This window comes from Flavobacterium sp. CBA20B-1 (assembly GCF_028473145.1).
Classification (GTDB): domain Bacteria; phylum Bacteroidota; class Bacteroidia; order Flavobacteriales; family Flavobacteriaceae; genus Flavobacterium.
Genome location: NZ_CP092370.1, coordinates 280,695 through 300,421 on the forward strand (window position 1 = coordinate 280,695; position 19,727 = coordinate 300,421).

At 33.5% G+C, this 19,727-nt stretch carries 17 protein-coding genes and 1 pseudogene; 14 read left to right on the plus strand and 4 right to left on the minus strand.

Features of this window, described 5'->3' with window-relative positions:
* Nucleotides 1-3 precede the first annotated feature (3 nt).
* The 5 genes from MG290_RS01365 to MG290_RS01385 are packed head-to-tail and all read left to right on the plus strand — an operon-like array spanning nt 4 to nt 5,959.
* Nucleotides 4-525 carry an NADPH-dependent FMN reductase gene (locus MG290_RS01365; RefSeq protein WP_264562134.1) on the plus strand — a complete coding sequence of 174 codons (522 nt, stop codon included), beginning with the start codon at nt 4-6 and terminating at the stop codon, nt 523-525.
* The gene (locus MG290_RS01370) at nt 525-1,820 is read left to right on the plus strand and encodes an anthranilate synthase component I family protein (protein WP_264562135.1); all 1,296 of its coding nucleotides are present in this window, start codon (nt 525-527) and stop codon (nt 1,818-1,820) included. Before MG290_RS01365 ends, MG290_RS01370 begins: the two co-directional genes overlap by 1 nt.
* Nucleotides 1,814-3,127, plus strand: coding sequence for a tRNA lysidine(34) synthetase TilS (gene tilS / locus MG290_RS01375; RefSeq protein ID WP_264562136.1), 1,314 nt, complete (start codon nt 1,814-1,816; stop codon nt 3,125-3,127). The genes MG290_RS01370 and tilS overlap by 7 nt, the downstream gene beginning before the upstream one ends.
* Nucleotides 3,124-5,103, plus strand: coding sequence for a protein-disulfide reductase DsbD family protein (locus MG290_RS01380; protein WP_264562137.1), 1,980 nt, complete (start codon nt 3,124-3,126; stop codon nt 5,101-5,103). Before tilS ends, MG290_RS01380 begins: the two co-directional genes overlap by 4 nt.
* A gap of 7 nt (nt 5,104-5,110) precedes the next feature.
* Nucleotides 5,111-5,959: a DUF2911 domain-containing protein gene (locus tag MG290_RS01385; RefSeq protein WP_264562138.1), complete on the plus strand. Its 849-nt coding sequence runs from the start codon at nt 5,111-5,113 to the stop codon at nt 5,957-5,959.
* Nucleotides 5,960-6,273: 314 nt separating this feature from the next.
* On the opposite strand, the gene MG290_RS01390 is transcribed toward MG290_RS01385, so the two are convergent.
* The 3 genes from MG290_RS01390 to MG290_RS01400 all read right to left on the minus strand — a co-directional run bounded on the left by MG290_RS01390 (nt 6,274) and on the right by MG290_RS01400 (nt 7,472).
* Nucleotides 6,274-6,570 carry a hypothetical protein gene (locus tag MG290_RS01390; RefSeq protein ID WP_264562139.1) on the minus strand — a complete coding sequence of 99 codons (297 nt, stop codon included), beginning with the start codon at nt 6,568-6,570 and terminating at the stop codon, nt 6,274-6,276.
* An 82-nt stretch (nt 6,571-6,652) separates the two neighbouring features.
* Complete coding sequence (locus tag MG290_RS01395) at nt 6,653-7,171, minus strand: DUF421 domain-containing protein (protein ID WP_264562140.1); 519 nt, start codon at nt 7,169-7,171, stop codon at nt 6,653-6,655.
* Between the two features lie 91 nt (nt 7,172-7,262).
* Nucleotides 7,263-7,472, minus strand: coding sequence for a hypothetical protein (locus MG290_RS01400; protein ID WP_264562141.1), 210 nt, complete (start codon nt 7,470-7,472; stop codon nt 7,263-7,265).
* A gap of 614 nt (nt 7,473-8,086) precedes the next feature.
* Here MG290_RS01400 and MG290_RS01405 point away from each other — a divergent pair.
* Genes MG290_RS01405 through MG290_RS01420 form a run of 4 tightly spaced genes read left to right on the plus strand, consistent with a single transcriptional unit; the run spans nt 8,087 to nt 9,958 of the window.
* On the plus strand, nt 8,087-8,275 hold the full coding sequence (locus MG290_RS01405) for a hypothetical protein (protein WP_264562142.1): 189 nt from the start codon (nt 8,087-8,089) through the stop codon (nt 8,273-8,275).
* Between the two features lie 30 nt (nt 8,276-8,305).
* Complete coding sequence (locus tag MG290_RS01410) at nt 8,306-8,941, plus strand: hypothetical protein (protein ID WP_264562143.1); 636 nt, start codon at nt 8,306-8,308, stop codon at nt 8,939-8,941.
* 8 nt (nt 8,942-8,949) lie between these two features.
* Nucleotides 8,950-9,348: a thiol-disulfide oxidoreductase DCC family protein gene (locus MG290_RS01415; protein WP_264562144.1), complete on the plus strand. Its 399-nt coding sequence runs from the start codon at nt 8,950-8,952 to the stop codon at nt 9,346-9,348.
* A gap of 46 nt (nt 9,349-9,394) precedes the next feature.
* The gene (locus tag MG290_RS01420; RefSeq protein WP_264562145.1) at nt 9,395-9,958 is read left to right on the plus strand and encodes a YciE/YciF ferroxidase family protein; all 564 of its coding nucleotides are present in this window, start codon (nt 9,395-9,397) and stop codon (nt 9,956-9,958) included.
* A 532-nt stretch (nt 9,959-10,490) separates the two neighbouring features.
* Here MG290_RS01420 and MG290_RS14835 read toward each other — a convergent pair.
* Nucleotides 10,491-10,823: pseudogene (locus MG290_RS14835) on the minus strand (IS982 family transposase); the annotation flags it as partial.
* Nucleotides 10,824-11,126: 303 nt separating this feature from the next.
* On the opposite strand from MG290_RS14835, the gene MG290_RS01425 reads away from it, so the two are divergent.
* The 5 genes from MG290_RS01425 (at nt 11,127) to MG290_RS01445 (ending at nt 19,717) form a co-directional block, all read left to right on the plus strand.
* Complete coding sequence (locus tag MG290_RS01425; protein WP_264562146.1) at nt 11,127-12,686, plus strand: type I restriction-modification system subunit M; 1,560 nt, start codon at nt 11,127-11,129, stop codon at nt 12,684-12,686.
* Nucleotides 12,676-13,977, plus strand: coding sequence for a restriction endonuclease subunit S (locus MG290_RS01430; RefSeq protein ID WP_264562147.1), 1,302 nt, complete (start codon nt 12,676-12,678; stop codon nt 13,975-13,977). Before MG290_RS01425 ends, MG290_RS01430 begins: the two co-directional genes overlap by 11 nt.
* Before the next feature lie 176 nt (nt 13,978-14,153).
* A complete protein-coding gene (locus MG290_RS01435) occupies nt 14,154-14,816 on the plus strand; it encodes a transposase (RefSeq protein WP_264562148.1) in 663 nt (220 codons plus the stop codon).
* Nucleotides 14,817-15,075: 259 nt separating this feature from the next.
* Nucleotides 15,076-16,521, plus strand: coding sequence for an ATP-binding protein (locus MG290_RS01440; RefSeq protein WP_264562149.1), 1,446 nt, complete (start codon nt 15,076-15,078; stop codon nt 16,519-16,521).
* A gap of 52 nt (nt 16,522-16,573) precedes the next feature.
* Complete coding sequence (locus MG290_RS01445) at nt 16,574-19,717, plus strand: type I restriction endonuclease subunit R (RefSeq protein WP_264562150.1); 3,144 nt, start codon at nt 16,574-16,576, stop codon at nt 19,715-19,717.
* Nucleotides 19,718-19,727 lie beyond the last annotated feature (10 nt).

The window sequence follows — 19,727 nt, forward strand, 5'->3', positions numbered from 1 at the left end:
AAAATGCTGGTATTTGTAGGAAGCAATTCATCACAATCAATCAACGAACAGTTAACCAAAGCGGTTTTAAAGCAACTGAATATAACACACACCTTTGTTGATCTTAAAACATTAGATGTTCCTTTATTTAGCGAAGATTTAGAGCGAGAAATTAAATTGCCCCAAGGAATTGTTTCTTTATTAGATCAAATAAATGCCTTTGAACACATTTTCATTACTACAAATGAGCACAACGGCAATTTGTCAGCATTTTTCAAAAACATATTGGACTGGTTGTCACGCGCTGATAAAAGTTTTTTACAAGGAAAGAAAGTTTTTATTTTAAGTACATCAAACGGAAAGCGCGGAGGTTTAAGTGCAAATGAATTGCTGCAAAAAATGGTGCATCGCTTTGGTTGTGAAGTTTCAGAAGCATACACCTTTCCAGCTTTTTCAGAACATTTTAATAAAGAAACACAAGAAATCACCAACAAAAAATTCTTAGAAGAAATCAATCATAAACTCAACATTATTTTAAAAAGTTAATGCAACGGTTTTCAAAAACGTATCCAGTAGAAAATATTCCTTATTTTAAAAAACAAATGCTTCAGTGGGCGCAACAGTTCCGCGAAGTTGTTTTTTTAGAATCGAACAATCACAAAGCCAAATACAGCACACACCAAGCTGTTTTGGCTTTTGATGCTTTTACACTGCTGCAAACCGATTATTTCAATGCTTTTGAACAATTAAAAGAATACCAACAAAATACCAACGATTGGCTTTTTGGCTATTTGACATACGATTTAAAAAACGATGTGGAACGATTGGAATCAAATAATTTTGATGGATTACATTTCCCTGATTTATTGTTTTTTCAACCAAAGAAACTCATTTTTTTTGAAGATCATTCGGTTCGATTGGAATATCTGGGAATGTGTGATGACGATATGGATGATGATTTCCAAGAGATTATTTCTACTCAAATTACAAAAACACATCAACAAGAAAAAATCAACGTAGAAAGCAAATTAACCTTTAACGAGTATGAAAAAGGATTTCAAAAAGTAATCAGCCATATTCAGCGAGGCGATATTTACGAAGCCAATTATTGCATGGAATTTTTCGCAGAGAATGTACAGTTGAATTCAAACGATTTGTTTTGGAAATTAAACAAAATTTCCGAACCGCCTTTTGCATGTTTTGCAAAATTCAACCAACACTTTGTGCTGAGTGCTTCGCCAGAACGTTATCTTAAAAAAGACGGTTTAAAAATCATTTCGCAACCAATTAAAGGAACGGCGAAACGCGGAACTTCTGCTGAAGAAGATTTGCTTTTAAAACAAAATCTGGCATCAAACAAAAAAGAACAATCAGAAAACGTAATGATTGTTGATTTGGTTCGAAACGATTTATCTAAAACTGCAACAAAAGCATCGGTTCAAGTAGAAGAATTGTTCGGAATCTATACTTTTAAACAGGTGCATCAAATGATTTCCACGGTTGTTTCAGAAGTTTCACCCAACGAAAATGTGGTTGATATTATTAAATCTACTTTTCCGATGGGAAGCATGACGGGCGCACCGAAATTATCGGCAATGAAGATTATCGAAGATGTGGAGCAAACAAAACGCGGTCTTTACAGCGGTGCCATTGGTTATTTCACGCCTAATAACGATTTTGATTTTAACGTGATTATCCGCAGTATTTTGTATAATCAAGAACAAAAATACGCATCGTTTAGCGTGGGAAGTGCTATTACCATCAGCGCAAATGCAGCCGATGAATACAACGAATGCTTGTTGAAAGCACAAGCCATGCAAAAAGTTTTAGAACAATGTTAAAAGCGTTTAAGAAACATATCGAGCAACATTTTCAGGAATCTGTAAATCAAAAAACCTTGCTGGCTGTGAGCGGTGGGGTAGATAGTATGGTGTTGTTGCATTTGTACTTTGCTTTAAAATTGGATTTTGCTGTTGCACATTGCAATTTTCAACTGCGCGGTACAGAAAGTGATTTAGATGAAAAATTGGTTGTGGATTTTTGTACAAAAAATAATATTCCGTGTTTTGTAGAACGATTTGATACCATGCAGTTTGTTGAAAGCAGAAAAGTTTCCATTCAAATTGCAGCGCGCGAATTACGATATAATTGGTTTAAGCAGCTTTGTATCGAAAACGATTATCAATTGATTGCAACTGCGCATCATTTAGACGATCAGGCAGAAACGTTTTTAATCAATTTTACACGCGGAACCGGAATTGATGGTTTGGTTGGAATCCCTGAAAAAAATGAAAACATCATTCGGCCATTATTGAATTTTTCTAGAGAGGATATTCTAAATTATGCAATTGAAAATGGTGTAGAGTGGAGGGAAGATCAATCAAATACAACAACAAAATATTTAAGAAATAAAATGCGCCATTTGGTGTTGCCCGTTTTAAAAGAAGAAAACCATCAGTTTTTAAAATCATTTCAAAACACGCTTCATCATTTAAAGCAAACCCAACTTTTAGCAGCTGATGCATTCCTTTTTTTTAAAGATAAATGTGTGATTTGTGAACAAGATATGGTGCGGATTGATTTGGAACAAGCAGCAAAATTTCAAAATAAATTACATTATTTAGTGCAAGTTTTAATGCCTTATGGATTTCATTCTTTAACAGAAATTCAAAAAATTTGCAAAGCCCATTCCGGAAAAATACTTCAAAACAATAGCCATACCATTTTAAAAAACCGAAATGAATTGATTGTTTTTCAACAACGTGAAAGCGATTCAGGCGTTTTTTTTATTAAAGATAAAGAAGATGTTTTGCATTTGCCTATTTTTATGAATATTTTAAAGATAGAAAATGACGAAATTAACACAGATAAACATACAATTTTTGTAAATTCGGAGCTTTTAAAATGGCCATTGGTTTTGCGGAAAAAAAAGGCAACAGATGTGTTTCAGCCTTTTGGCATGAACGGCATGAAAAAAGTGTCGAAATTTTTTAAAGATGAAAAGCTGTCTCAAATAGAAAAAGACCAAGTTTGGATTTTGCAAAACGGCGATGGAAAAATAATTTGGATTGTTGGTTTACGCGCCGATGACCGATTTAAAATTACGAATAACATTCAACAAAACTATAAAATAACTTTAAACCAATGAGAAATTTACTCACTTTTCTGGTGCTGTTTGTAACCAGTTTAGGTTTTTCGCAGGTGCAAGATCCTGTAAAATGGAAATCGAGTATCGAAAAAATTTCAGATACAGAATATCAAATAAAACTAGATGCTGTCATTGAAGAACCTTGGCACATGTATTCGCAATTTACACCAGAAGGCGGACCACTTCCATTAGAGTTTATCTACAACAATGCCCAAGGAAACTACGAACCCCAAGGAAAAGCAAATGAAAGTGAATACACCAAAAAATTTAATGATATTTTCGAAGTTGATGAATATTATTTTGCTAAAGAAGCGCATTTTACACACAACATAAAAATTACAAACCCTGAAGTTAAAAATATTCAATTAGAACTTTCTTATCAGGCTTGTATTGATATGTGTATTCAGCAGAATAAATTTTTTGTGTTTGATTTAGCAACTGTTACATCAAAGGAAGTTTTAAATTTTGAAGATTTATCTACAGTTACACCTACTTCAAACGATACAACAAAAACAAAACCATTAGCAGATAATCCGGCGACAGATAAGTCAGAAAAGAAAGGATTAATGACTATTTTTATACTTTCTTTTTTAGGTGGGTTTGCCGCACTATTTACTCCGTGTGTTTTTCCAATGATTCCCATGACGGTTAGTTTTTTTACCAAACAAAGCAAATCGCGTGCAAAAGGAATCAAAAACGCACTTATTTATGGTTTTTCAATCATCTTTATATATGTGGTTTTAGGTTTTGCAGTTGCTAAAATATTTGGAGCCGATGCTTTAAACGAATTATCTACAAGCGTTTCATTCAATATAATTTTCTTTGTATTGTTAGTGGTTTTTGCTGCATCTTTTTTAGGAGCGTTCGAAATTATGCTTCCAAATTCATGGGCAAATAAAGTAGATCGTCAAGCAGATAGAGGAGGTATGATTGGTATTTTCTTCATGGCATTGGCATTGGCAATTGTGTCTTTTTCATGTACAGGGCCTATTGTTGGAGGTTTACTAGTTGAAGCCGCCTCGATGGGTGGTATAGCTCCCCTTGTAGGAATGTTCGGTTTTTCATTAGCATTGGCATTACCATTTATGTTGTTTGCCATGTTTCCGGGTTGGTTGAATTCTATGCCCCGTTCTGGCGGATGGATGAACACCGTAAAAGTTTCTTTAGGATTTTTAGAATTAGCTTTTGCTTTCAAATTTTTATCGAATGCCGATTTGGTTTTGCAAGCACATTGGTTAGAACGCGAAGTATTCTTGGCAATATGGATCGCCATTTTTGCAGCGTGGGCAGTTTATTTGTTCGGAAAAATTCAGTTACCGCATGATTCTAAATTAGATAAAATATCGGTAGGTAGATTATTCATGGCATTGTTGGTATCAACTTTTACCATTTATTTGGTTCCTGGATTATGGGGTGCGCCTTTGAAATTAATTTCAGGCTTTCCACCACCAATGACCTATTCTGAAAGTCCGTATGGTGTAGGGAATTCTAAAGGGGGTGTAGGATCTTTAAGCGAAATTCCAGATGGCGCAAAAGAAGGGCCACAAGGAATCATCACTTTTACAGATTATGATAAAGGAATGGATTATGCAAAAGAGGTCAACAAGCCAGTTTTGTTAGATTTTACAGGTCATGCATGTGTCAATTGTCGTAAGATGGAAGAAAACGTTTGGTCTGAAACTAATGTGTTAAAAATTTTAAATGACCAGGTGGTTTTAATATCTTTATACGTTGATGAAAAGAAGCCATTGCCAGAAGCAGAACAATACGTTTCTAAAACAACGGGCAAGAAAATTAAAACGGTAGGTAATAAATGGAGTGATTTCCAGATTGAAAAGTATCAGGCAAATGCACAACCTTATTATATTGTTTTAGATAATGAAGGAAATTCATTGAACACACCGGTTGGTTACACACCAGAAGTTACTGAATACGAAAATTGGCTACAAGAAGGAATTACAAATTATTCAAAATAAATAAAAAATGAAAAAGATATTAATAGCAGCAGCATTGATAGTAGCGATACAAACAAATGCACAAATAAAAACACCTCAAGCAAGTTTAAAAGCAGAAGTGGAACAAATGGTAGGCTTAACAGATGTAGAGGTTGACTATTTTCGTCCGGCAAAAAAAGGGCGTTTGGTTTTTGGTGACTTAGTTCCTTACGGAAAAACATGGAGAACAGGTGCCAACCAAAATACAACCATTGAATTTGATACAGATGTTGAAATCAACGGAAGTGCATTGCCTGCTGGTAAATATGCATTGTACACAGTGCCAAAAGCACAAATGTGGGATGTGATTTTCTATAAAACAACAGACAATTGGGGATTGCCACAAAAATGGAACGAAGAAGATGTGGTTATAAAAACATCGGTTAAACCAGAAACATTAACCAAAGATGTAGAATATTTTACCATTAGCATTACACCAGAAAACAATGAAAAAGGCTCAATAGATATGGCTTGGGAAAAAACCATTGTACATATACCTTTCACAGTGCCTACTCACAAAATCGCAATGGAAAGCATTCAAACAAGCATCAATGAGAATTCAAAAGCTACAGATTATTATGCAGCAGGTGTTTATTTGTTTACATCGAATACCGATGTGAAAAAAGCATTAGATTATGTAAACAAATCAATTGCTATGCAAAACGGCGAAGCACCATTCTATATGTTGCGTCAGAAATCGTTGATACAAGCAGCAAACGGCGATAAAAAAGGCGCTATTGAAACCGCTAAAAAGTCTTTAGAACTTTCGGAAAAAGCAGGAAATGAAGACTATGTAAAAATGAACCGAAACTCAATTTTAGAATGGAGTAGATCATAATGAAGAAAACGTCCCTCTATTGGGACGTTTTTTATTCTTTCGTTCATTTAAATACCCTCAAATTATTAAGAAATATAATTGAAAATTCTATATCTCTGAAATAATGCTGTCATGGTTTAATTCTCTAAAATTGTTTTTATATATGCTTTTTTTAAATCGGCTGGATGCTTCAATAGTAAATTTTATATTTTAAGCATCGATACATGGTGTAATATACACAAAGCCTGTTGGTGCTTTTTTAAAATCCTGTGCGGTGAATAATACGGTTTTTATTTTCTTATTTTTTTTAGAAAGATTTCATTTATCTGCTAATTTTAATCTATTGGTTTATTCAATTTAAGTATTATGTTGCTGCTTGCTTGGTGATTTGTAGTTTGTTGATTCGGAGCAGCATCATCAACAGTGATATCTGGTTCGTAAAATAAATCAAACGAGTAAATCCCAGGAGGTAATGGATTTTCATTTGGTTCGTAGGATATTTTGCAATCCTGCTTTAGCGAATTACCTCTACTAAAAATAACACCGTTTTGTAATTTATTTTGATCTAATCCAAAAAGTTCCACATATACATCAGACTGCGGTTTTTCACTATTTTGCGAGTTATTGTTCATAGATGATTTGTTTTAATTTGTTAAACTATATTTGTATCGTAAAAAATAAATAATTGTTTGTTAACTGCTAAATTTTTGATTTTTATTCTTTAATTATATCTTTTAAAGAAGTTTTTTTATTCAATACATCCGATTTTTTAACTACTGTCATATCTCCATTAAGTTCCAATACCACGGCACGTACATCGTTAATATTCTCAATTTTATAACTCCTGATTTCGGCATAAACTTCCTCTTTTGTAATTAGTTCATTTTGTAGAGCATCGTTTAAAAATTTTCCATTGTAAAATAAAAGGCTTGGTGTGGAATTAATTACTTTTTCCATTGTATCTGATTTTTTAGCAAGAAAAGCTAATAGGTATTGCAACGAGATGATTATAAAAAGACCGGTTAATCCTTCGGCAATCGATACTTTTAATAAAATAATAGACGATAATATTGACCCTAGTGTTACAGATACCACAAAATCGAATGCATTTAATTTGGCTAATGTTCTTTTTCCAGATATTTTAATGAATATAAAGAGGCTTAAATAAGCTATTGTTCCACAAATTAGTATGTGGTACAAACTTTCCCAATTTTTGAAGAATAGGTCTTTCATATTTTAAAAATATTTGTGAACAAAAGCACTACAAAAGAGCGCTTATAAAGGTTTAAATTCATTTGATAGGATACGTTTTTATTACGGAATTCTAAAAATTAGGAACAATTTTAAAAGGATTAAATGCGTTAATTCCCTCTAATAATTGATCCCGATCATTACAATTGTACCATTTTTTTGTGTTGCGGTCAAAAAAAGATAAAACGGTCATGTACACGTTATTTATTCTCCAATTCACCACATAAACTCCTGATTCTTCAGGCTGATTCTCCGGATATTTGCTCCATCTTGCTGTTGCCATAATGCTACAAATTTTATAATTAATGTTTCCTTAATTCTTTTCTGGATTTATTTGGTCAATACCTAACATAATCTCTCCTAAAAACTAAATTGCACAATAATCTATGGGCAAACAATGTTCCATCTTTGCTTATCTTTTGAGTTATAAGTGATTCTTTAAAGTAGCATATTTTAAATGCTTACTTACTTGTGGTTTTTATATACACTTTGAGAAATCTTTACCTATTGTTCTTTTTTGAGTTATTGGTTAATTTATACATCTTATTTAAAAACATCTCTATTTATTTAATATAATCTTTGGTTAGTTTATAAATAATTATTAATAATCTTGAGTTTTATATTATATTTTAAATTTTTAGTGCTAAAAACTATAATTAGATCTATATTTTTTTGTTAACTGATTGTTATATAGTTTTTTAAATAATAAGTTAAAATGATTTCAATATGTTTTAAACCCTTGAACCACGCCGGATTATTGGATAACAAAAGCGGTTATGAATATCGCAAACGGTCAAGAATTATGGTCTAAATTTTGTATTTAAGTAAAGTAGCATATTATTAATTGATGTGTAATAAAACCACTACCATACTCTTTTTTAACTAAATATAAAAGTTATGGATACAGATAAATTAAATTGCAGCAACAGTGAAAATTTAAACAATAAATTGGAGAAGCAACCTAATTATCTTTCAGGGAAAATAATTGATGGTTTAAATGGAAAATTATTTAAGAGAGATAAAGTGGTTTATAAAGCAGATGCTGACAGAGATAATGAATTGGATTATAATTCTAAAGATTGTTAGTTCTATCGAACCTACCAAAAAATATATTTTATGAAAGAAGATGATTGGCACATTATTCCAATAGAACTGAGAAAGCGTGTGCCAGAACAGCGAATAGGAAGGTGTACAGACACTTACAGCAGCATAAAAATTGAAGAGAGGAATACTTCAGATGCGGTTTATGCCAGTATAAAAAATAGATTGCTCCATGTGAATAATTGGTCACTTTATGCGCATTTAACAAATACTGATTTTATACTATTAGATAAAAATGGTAACAATTCAGACGGATGGGCAACTGAAGGTTCTTTTATAAAAATTAGATTTTCTAAACTTCAAAAAATATTTTTTGCTCCGTATGATTTTGTACACATAGCCCAACTAGTTAATGAGCCAAAAATGGTTGGTGATGCATTAGTTATGCAATTGCGACCGGCACACAACCCCAAGAAAAAAGGAAATGAAATAGACCATTTTTTCACTAGTGAAGCTTCGAATACATTTATATTGTACCGCGATGCTACTAAGATTTATTTATCAATTCATGGTAGAAACGAAAAAATAAATCTCAATGTAGCGCATTTAGCAAAAAAAATGCGGAATATCACCCTTGCAACCTTTGGTATTTTAGGTATAAGTAACCTGCAATGGAAATCACTTGCAGAAGGATTGTTAAATGATAAGTAGCACAAAAAATGAATGATAGATATATTTTATTATACGATGGCGAATGTGGATTCTGTAATTATTGGGTGAATTGGGTGATGCGTAATGATAAAAAAGGGGATATCCACTTTGCATCTTTACAAGGAGATTTTGGACAAAATTTTCTTTCAAAAAACAATTTACCTTTAGATAAATTCAACACCTTGTATTTAATTCATCCAAACGGTAAAACATACAAAAAGTCGGATGCTATTTTAAAAATAGGTAGCTTGTTAAAAGCCTGGTATAAATGGTTTGGTATTTTTAAGATAATTCCCAAAGTAATTCGCGATAAAATTTATGATTTAGTGGCAGAGAATCGAAAGCATATCCGTACCAATAACTGCACACTACCAACTAAAGAACAACGTGCACGTTTTATTAATTAGTTAGTTAAACTTTTTAAAAATTAAATAATAATTAAAAATTAAGAATATGAAAAAGGAACAAAAAACAGAAAACCAAAATTCACAAAATACCAGAATGGTAAGCCCTAAAAGTTCAGCTGCTGAAGGTTTAAGATCCTTGTTTATTGATGAACTAAAAGATATTGTGTATGCCGAGCGAGCGCTCTTAAAGGCGTTGCCTAAAATGGCTAATAACTGTAGCAGCATCAAACTTAAGAAAGCAATTGAAACTCATGTAAGTGTTACAGAACAACAAGTGGAACGTTTGCGTAAAGTTTTTGATATATTAGATGAATCCGACCGAGGAAAAAAATGTGATGCCATGGAGGGTTTGATTAAAGAAGGAGAGAGTATTTTAGAAGAAACCGAGCCAGGTGCGGTTCGTGATGCTGCCATTATTTCTGCTTCACAAAAAATAGAGCATTATGAAATTGCTTCCTATGGTACTTTAGTAGCATTTGCAAAAACCTTAGGCGAAGAGGAAGTAGCCTCTTTGCTAGAAGAAACGCTAAACGAAGAAAAAGATGCCGATGTAACGCTCACGAAAGCAGCTTATAACGACATAAATTTTGATGCCACTGACCAGGAATAATCTATACAATTAAATGAATCTCCTTAAAGAATCGAGGCTTAGATTAAGTTCTAAGCCTTTTGCTTTCTTACACGCTCACTATCATAAAAGCAATGCCATTGCTCTTCATTCATTAAAAGAATCAAATAGCAACTGGATTAGAGAAAACAAAATCTTTTAAGAAACATATTATAGTAAGCTTATGGATTATTATTTTTTAAAGACTTTCGCTGCAGTAAACCAATCCATGAATAAAAAGATATATAGCAAAAAACTAAAATTTTTAAGTGAACTAAAAAGAGGTTGCAGTTAGAAAACATACAACCTCTTAATTAACCAAAAAAAACACTTATGAACTCCAAATATAATAATTTTATATGCATACATATAATTTTTAACTTATTTTTTTTCTTCTTAGCGCAGTAGCTTGAAAAGCAGTAATTAGCTATCTTTACAATACTTGTTCAAAACTACTTTTAAAGTTTAATTATTGATAGTTAGTGTTTTATAATTTTAAAGGTGTAAATATGGATTTTTTTTACCTGCTGTGCATTTAGCAGAAATAAATTTTTATTTTGTTTTAACTTCTTTTAAAACGTAAAAATTCAGATATTGAATCGATAATTGAGAAACTTCAGTTTTAATGCGCTTTCTAATTTTAGATTTTGTTTTGGAAAATTGTGGAAAGTATATTGATTTTTTCTCATAGGAACGGAGAGTTTATCCTCGAAATAATTGAATAAATCTTCCTGAATATTTTACTGATAGATCCTCTATTACCAATTAATAAACAGTTTTAGAAGTCATGTTTAATGTAGTTCAGATAGTTAAAATCGTGAACATTTGCAAGTGAAAAATTATTCTAATGAAAGATTCCGCTTTTGTCAATTCTTTTAAAATAATTTAGTAGTTTAGAATAAGATTGTTCATACTTTTAATGGATTGACAATCAAATTAATATATAATTTTTTTAATTTAATGAATATGCTCATTCCTTTTAAATCTGTAAATGCACAATAGGTATAACTTCATAAATTTTGATATAGCAGATGATAATTTTGATTTTTTAACAAAAAAATCTCACCTATTTACGGGTTTCCTCATCATATTTTCCTTTCTTTTCGTTTCTTTTGTATTTTAACATTTAGTATATTTACGGACAAACATTAAAACACTATCATTATCACAAATGGCTAAAAAAGTTCAAACAAAAAGCACCGAAGAAATCTTATGGGATTCTGCCAATAAATTACGTGGTTCTGTAGAACCGTCTGAATATAAACACGTGGTTTTAAGTCTCATCTTCCTCAAATTTGCGAATGATAAATTTCTGAGACGAAGACAAGAACTCATCAACGAACACAAAGAAGCTTTTTTGGATATTCCCGAATTTTATCAGGCGGAAAATGTGTTTTACCTGCCAGAAGCATCTCGTTGGACCTACATTATCGCAAATGCAAAACAAGACGATATTACGTTAAAAATTGATTCTGCACTGAAAACCATTGAACGCACCAACAAATCTTTGGAAGGCGCTTTGCCCGACAATTATTTCTCACGCTTAGGTTTGGATCAATCTAAGTTTTCTGCCTTATTAGATACCATAAACAATATTGATACACTGAAAGATGAAGCGCAAGATATTGTGGGTCGTGTGTATGAATACTTTTTGAGCAAATTTGCCATTGCCGAAGGAAAAGGAAAAGGAGAATTCTATACGCCGAAGTCGATTGTAAATTTAATTGCCGAAATGATTGAACCTTACAAAGGAAAAATCTATGACCCGTCTTGTGGTTCGGGTGGTATGTTTGTACAATCGTTGAAGTTTATTGAAAAGCATCAAGGAAACAAAAAAGACATTTCCATTTATGGACAAGAGTTAACCAATACTACCTTTAAGCTGGCAAAAATGAACTTGGCAATTCGTGGCATTTCTGCTAATTTAGGCAATAAAGCTGCCGATACGTTTGGAGACGATCAGCACAAGGAATTGAAAGCCGATTACATTATGGCGAATCCACCTTTTAATTTAAAAGATTGGCGTGCCGAAAACGAATTAACCGACGATCCACGTTGGGCAGGTTACGAAGTGCCTCCAAAATCTAATGCCAATTACGCATGGATTTTGACTATGATTTCTAAATTGTCACAAAACGGAGTAGCTGGATTTATCTTGGCAAATGGTGCACTTTCTGGTGGTGGCGAAGAATACAAAATACGTAAACAAATTATTGAAAACGATTTGGTGGAAGCGATTGTGATTTTACCAAGAGCCATGTTTTATTCTACTGATATTTCGGTGACGCTTTGGATATTGAACCGAAATAAGAACGAAAGAACTTTTGTGGTAAACGACGGTATGAAGAATTACCGTAACCGCAAAGGCGAAGTTTTGTTTATGGATTTACGCCAAAAAGGCGAACCTTTTGAAAAGAAATTTATTCAGTTTGGCGAAGAAGAGATTACCTCAATCGCTACACATTATCATAACTGGCAACAAACCGATTGGAAAGAAACGTATCAAGATATTCCCGAATATTCTTATTCAGCCACATTAGAAGAAATCCGCAAAAAAGATTATTCTTTAGTACCAAGTAAATATATCGAATTTGTAAACCGTGATGAAAGTTTGGATTATAACGAACAGATGCAAAGTTTACAAGCAGATTTGAAAGATTTGTTTCAGAAAGAAAGCCGATTAAAAGAAGAGGTTGCCAACGTTTTTAAAACTTTGGGGTATGAGTTATAAAAAACTAGGAAAATATATTACACTAATAGACAATCGGAATAAAGAATTGTCAGATGCTCCATTACTAGGCGTTTCTGTACAAAAACGATTTATCCCCTCAATAGCCAATACAATTGGATCCGATATGTCAAAATATAAACTGATTGAGAGGAATAATTTTGTTTATATAGCAGATACATCTAGGCGAGGCGATAAAATAGGAATAGCATTGTTGAAAGAGTTTGATAAAGCTATGATTTCACAAGCATATACAAGTTTTAAAATTATTGATGAAAATGAACTATCACCAGATTACTTGATGATGTGGTTCTCACGACCAGAGTTTGATCGATACGCCAGATATCATTCTATTGGAAGTGTTAGAGAAGTTTTTGATTGGAAAGATATGTGTGAAGTTGAATTACCCATTCCATCCATCGAAAAGCAACGTGAAATTGTAGCCCAATACCAAGCGGTAGAAAACAAAATACGAGTTAACGAAGCCATTTGCGAAAAACTAGAAGCTACTGCACAGGCTTTGTATAAACATTGGTTTGTAGATTTTGAGTTTCCCTTTTCGGACACTGAGGCTTCTTTATCCGACACAGTGGCTCCTTTATCGGACACTGAGGCTCTCGAAGTGTCTGGTGAGGCTCCCGAAGTGTCTGGTGAGGCTCTCGAAGTGTTAGGTGAGGCTCCCGAAGTGTCTGGTGTGGCTTCGAGAGCCTCAGCCACCAGAGGATACAAATCTTCTGGCGGTAAAATGGTTTGGAATGAGGAACTTGGGAAGGAGATTCCGGAGGGGTGGGAAGTGAAAGAATTTCAAACAATTGCTAAAGTAACAAGTGGCAAAAAATCAAAAGGAGATTTAGGGACAAAATATCCAATATATGGAGCTGGAGGAATAACTGGATACTCAGATGATTATTTATTTAATGAAAAAATAATAATTATAGGAAGAGTTGGAACGCACGGAAAAGTATTTATTGAATATGAAAAATCATATCCTTCAGATAATACGTTAGTTTTCACACCTGAAAATTTGTATTTCAGTTATTTTATATTGAAATTTTTAAATTATGATGAATTAAACAAAGGAGGTGTTCAGGCACTATTAACTCAAACTGACCTTAAACAATTGAAAGTATTACTTCCAAATTTTGATTTAAAGTTATTCGAAAATTATGTAGAAAAACCATTCATTTTAAAAAGTAAAATCGAAATAGAAAACCAAAAACTCACTCAACTCCAAAGTTTGTTGTTGTCTCGGTTGGCGGTTGGGGAGGAAGAAAGGAAAAAGATAACGGTGTAATGGCGAATTGCAATTCGCCCTCAACCGCCCTCAACCGCCCTCAACCGCCCTCAACCGCCCTCAACCGCCCTCAACCGCCCCAATCGCCCCAATCGCCCCAACCGCCCCAATCGCCCCAACCGCCCCAACCGCCCTAACCGCCCCAACGGTAACGTAATAAAAACGATAAATTAATTATGAATAGATACAATCCACAAAAACACCATCGCCGATCGATACGTTTGCAAGATTATGATTATAGCCAGGAAGGATTGTATTTTATCACGATTTGTTGTCAGGATAGAGCGCATTTGTTTGGGAAGGTTGTAAGCGGAGAAATGATATTGAACAGCTATGGAGAAATAGTACAAAAAGAATGGCTAAATACTAGTGAAATAAGAGATAATGTTTTGTTACACGAATTTGTCGTGATGCCTAATCATTTTCATTCAATCGTAGAAATAAAATTTCAAAAAGGAAATAATGAGATTGGGAAATTTAAATCGCCATCACAAACGGTGGGAGCTATTATCAGAGGATATAAAATAGCAACGATTAAAAAAATAAAAGATTATATCTTAAATATGGGCGAAAAATCTTCAGGAAGAACGAGCGAAAAAATAAACAGTACGGGCGAATTGCAATTCGCCCCAACCGCCCCAACCGCCCCAACCGCCCCAATCGCCCCGACCGCCCCAATCGCCCCGACGGAAAAGATAAAAGAATTAGATTTTAAGATTTGGCAAAGGAATTATTATGAGCATATCATTAGAAACCAACAGGCATACGAAAGAATATCTGACTATATTAGAAATAATCCGAAACGCTGGGACGATGATAAATTTTATAGGATAAAATAATTTCGTAGTACGGGCGAATTGCAATTTGCCCAAACCCTAACGATTCGCCTCAACAAAAAAAAATATAAAATGAAATACACCGAATCTCAATTAGTACAAGCTTTTTTAAAAACAAAAACCACAACAGAATAATCCTTATTGTGAATGGTGAAAATAAATAATTAAGAAGGTCGTAAAACAAACTACATAGACAATTTTGCAACAATAAACACATTTAAACTTGTTTATTTTAACTATATTTGTGTAAATAAGAAAAAAAATGAGCAACTCAAGACTTATTCCGACAGAGAAAATTATAGAACGCTTGCAGTACGAAAATCCGTGGTGGGCGACTAAAGAGATTCCTTCGCTCTATAAAGAAATGTCCAAACGTCTGTATTTTGATTTGTTTTATCCCTTTGTTACCGAGACAGACATTCGCAGAGCAGTAGTTTTAATGGGGCCTAGACGTGTGGGTAAAACCGTCATGATGTTTCACACCATAGACGAGTTAATTAATGAAAATATAAATCCACAACGTATTTTCTTTATAGGTATTGATAATCCCATCTATGTTAATTTAAGCTTACAGGAGATTTTAGATTTATGCAAAGATTCTGTAAAGGTGGAAAATTTAGAAAACTGCTTTGTATTTTTTGATGAAATACAGTATCTCAAAGATTGGGAACGCCACTTAAAAGTATTGGTAGATACCTATCCCAAGACCAAATTTATTGTGTCGGGTTCTGCTGCTGCCGCTCTGAAGTGGCATAGTACAGAAAGTGGTGCGGGAAGATTTACAGATTTTATGTTGCCTCCTCTTACTTTTCAGGAATTCATCCATCTAAAAAACAGAGATCACCTCATTCAGAAAAGTACCATACAATACGGTGATAAACAAATTCCGTATTGCTTACCCATAAATATTGATGAGTTGAACGATGAGTTTATTCAATACCTGAATTTTGGTGGTTACCCCGAAGTGGTATTATCCGAAAAAATCCAAAAGGATATGGGAAGGTATGTGAAAAACGACATTGTAGATAAAGTGTTATTAAGGGATTTACCCAGCTTATACGGCATCAAAGATGTACAAGAACTCAATCGTTTTTTTACTTACATCGCCTATAATACAGGAAACGAATTTTCCTACGAAACCATGTCTAAAGATTCTGGAATTCAAAAAGAAACACTGAAAAAATACTTAGAATATCTAGAAGCTGCTTTTTTAATAAAAGTGCTAAACAAAGTGGACATCAATGCTAAAAGATTAAAAAGAGTGACCAGCTTCAAAGTGTATTTAACCAATCCCTCCCTTCGAACCGCTTTATTTTCACCCGTAAAAGGCATGGATAGTGAAATGGGAAATATGGTAGAAACGGCCATTCTCTCCCAATGGATGCACCGTGAAAATTTGGATTTAACCTATGCAAGATGGAAAGATGGACGTTCTGAAGGCGAAGTAGATCTGGTTTTAGTAGACGATAAAAAATTTAAACCTGTTTGGGGTGTAGAAATAAAATGGAGTAATCGCTTTTTCGAAATGCCTCAAGATTTAAAGAGTTTAATAAAATTTTGTAAAGCCAACCAATTTGAAAAGGCATTAGTAACCACGATCGACAAGCAAGATACAAAGCTTGAGAGTGAGATCAGTTTTACTTTTGTTCCAGCCTCAGTCTACGCTTATAATATTGGAGAAATTACCTTAGAAAAGAAAACCAAATAATGGATACGATCCATTAATTGAAAACAAAAAAACTAAACTTGAAATCCCTGGCATGAAATACACCGAATCTCAATTAGAACAAGCCTTTATCAGCCTACTGGAAACAGAAGGTTATCGCTATATCAACGGAAAAGAATTGGTTAGAACTTCCAATCAAGAAGTATTAATCAAAGAAGATTTACGTACTTTTTTGTTGGCTCGATACAGTGATTTAGAAGAAATAGAACTTGAAAGCATTATCAATGAAATTGCTTTTCAATCTGCATCTAATTTGTATGAATCAAATAAATATATATGTAAATTATTGGCTGATGGATTGATTTTTAAACGCAATGATCCGGCTAAGAAAGATTTACACATTCGATATATTGATATTGAAAATATACAAGCTAACACTTTTAAGATTGTCAATCAATTAGAAATTCAAGGTTCGGAATTGCGTATTCCCGATTTAATTTTGTACATCAATGGCATTCCGGTGGTGGTGTTTGAATTTAAAACGGCTATTGAGGAAGAAATTACCATTTATGATGCGTTTAAACAATTAACGGTTCGTTACCGCAGGGCTATTCCGGAAATGATGAAATACAATGTTTTTTGTGTAATTAGTGATGGGGTAAACAACAAAGCAGGAACGGTATTTTCTCCTTACGAATTCTTTTATGGTTGGAACAAAATTACAGGCGATGAAAAGAAAGCATTGACAGGAATTGACACCACAACTTCGATTGTTCACGGAATGTTGAACCAAAACCGTTTAGTTGATATTATTCATCACTTTGTGTTGTTTCCCGATACTTCAAAAAATGAACTAAAAATATTGACACGTTATCCGCAATATTACGCATCGAATAAATTGTATCAAAATATTTTAAAACACCGAAAACCAGAAGGAGATGGTAAGGGTGGAACGTATTTTGGCGCAACAGGCTGTGGAAAAAGTTATACCATGTTATATCTTTCGAGGTTATTAATGCGTTCAACCGATTTTGCAAGTCCAACCATCATCATCATTTCAGATCGTACCGATTTAGACGACCAATTATCTAAGGATTTTACCAATGCCAAAAAATTTATTGGAGATGAAAACATCATCAATATTGAATCAAGAGCAGATTTAAGAGATCGTTTACGAGGAATTGAAAGTGGTGGTGTGTATTTAACTACCGTTCAAAAATTTGCTGAGGATGCTGAGATTTTATCAGACAGAACGAATATCATCTGTATATCAGATGAGGCGCATCGTTCACAAGTAAACTTAGATTTAAAAGTTAAAATAGATGAAGAGAAAGGCGTAACCAAATCGTATGGTTTTGCAAAATACCTGCACGATTCTTTACCCAATGCAACGTATGTGGGTTTCACAGGAACACCAATTGATAAAACCTTAGAAGTTTTTGGTGAGGTGGTAGATCAATATACCATGTTTGAATCGGTAAATGATGAAATTACCGTACGCTTGGTATATGAAGGTCGGGCTGCAAAAGTAAATTTAGATTACAATAAAGTTCAGGAAATTGAACAGTATTACGAAAATGCTGTTGCAGAAGGAGCTTCGGAATATCATGTAGAAGCCAGTCAAAAAGCTATTGCCAAAATGGAAGTAGTTTTAGGCGATGGTGACCGTATAAAAGCAATAGCGAAAGATTTTGTGGAGCATTATGAAAATCGTTTAGAAGAAAACGCAACGGTAGCTGGCAAAGTAATGTTTGTATGTGCATCTCGCGGTATCGCTTACAAATTATTTAAAGAGATTTTAGCTTTACGACCAGAATGGGGAGAAATGCTGCTTCCTGAAGGTTTAAACGAAAAAGAACAAAAGGAAATAAAACCGATGGAGCGTGTAAAGTTGATTATGACACGTAATAAAGATGATGAAAAGGAATTGTGGGATTTATTAGGCAGTAAAGATGATCGTAAAGAATTGGATCGACAGTTTAAACAGATCAATTCCAATTTTAAAATTGCCATCGTGGTTGATATGTGGTTAACCGGTTTTGATGTTCCTTTTTTGGATACGATTTATATTGACAAACCTTTACAAACACATAATTTAATACAGACTATTTCGCGTGTAAATCGTAAATACCAAGGAAAAGATCGTGGTTTGGTAGTTGATTATATCGGCATCAAAAAGAATCTGAATCATGCGCTAAGTTTGTTTAATAGCCAAACTGCCGATGATGATTTTGAAGATATTTCGCAGGCGGAAATATTGGTTAGAGACCAATTGGATTTATTAGGCAAATTTTTTCATCGCTTTGATACAAAAGATTATTTCGAAGGCTCGCCTATTCAGCGTTTAAACTGTTTAAACAGCGCTTCGGAATTTGTATTACAAACCGAAGAATCAGAAAAGTTTTTTGTGAACGTAACCAAAAAGTTAAAATCTTCCTACAATTTAGTCAGCGGTTCAGAATTGTTTACAGAAAAAGAAGTAGATGAAATTCATTTTTATTTTGCCGTAAAATCAATAGTGGTGAAACTAACAAAAGGCGAAGCACCCGATACAGCTCAGATGAACCTTAAAGTTGCTAAGTTGGTAGAAGAAGCCATTATTTCAGAAGGAGTCGAAGAGATTTTTAAGTTAGATGACAATAAAGCCAATGCCATTGATTTGTTCAATGATAAATTCATCGAAAAAATAGCTAATTTAGAATTACCCAATACAAAAATCAAAATATTAGAACGCTTGTTGAAGCAGGCAATCAACGATTTTAAAAAAGTAAACAAAGTAAAAGGACAAGATTTTGCAGAACGATTGCAGTCGATTATCAACCGTTACAACGAACGCAGCGAGGGTGATATTTTAGATTATGAAGGCATTCAGTTTGATACAGCCGAACAAATGCTGAATCTCATCATAAAACTTCGTGCAGAAATGGATTCGTTCGAAGATTTAGGCATTGATTACGAAGAAAAAGCGTTCTATGACATTCTAGATATGATTTGTAAGCAATACGGTTTTGAGTTTGATAATGACAAGATGTTGGAATTAGCTCGTGAAATAAAAAAGATTGTTGATAGCACAGCTAAATATCCTGATTGGAATGATCGTGACGACATTAAAGCGCAATTAAAAATGGATATTATCGTAAAATTGCATCAATTTGGCTATCCACCCATTACACAAGACGATGTGTATAAAAACGTGTTGGAACAAGCAGAGAATTTTAAGAAGAATAGGAAGATATGAAAAAAGGTTT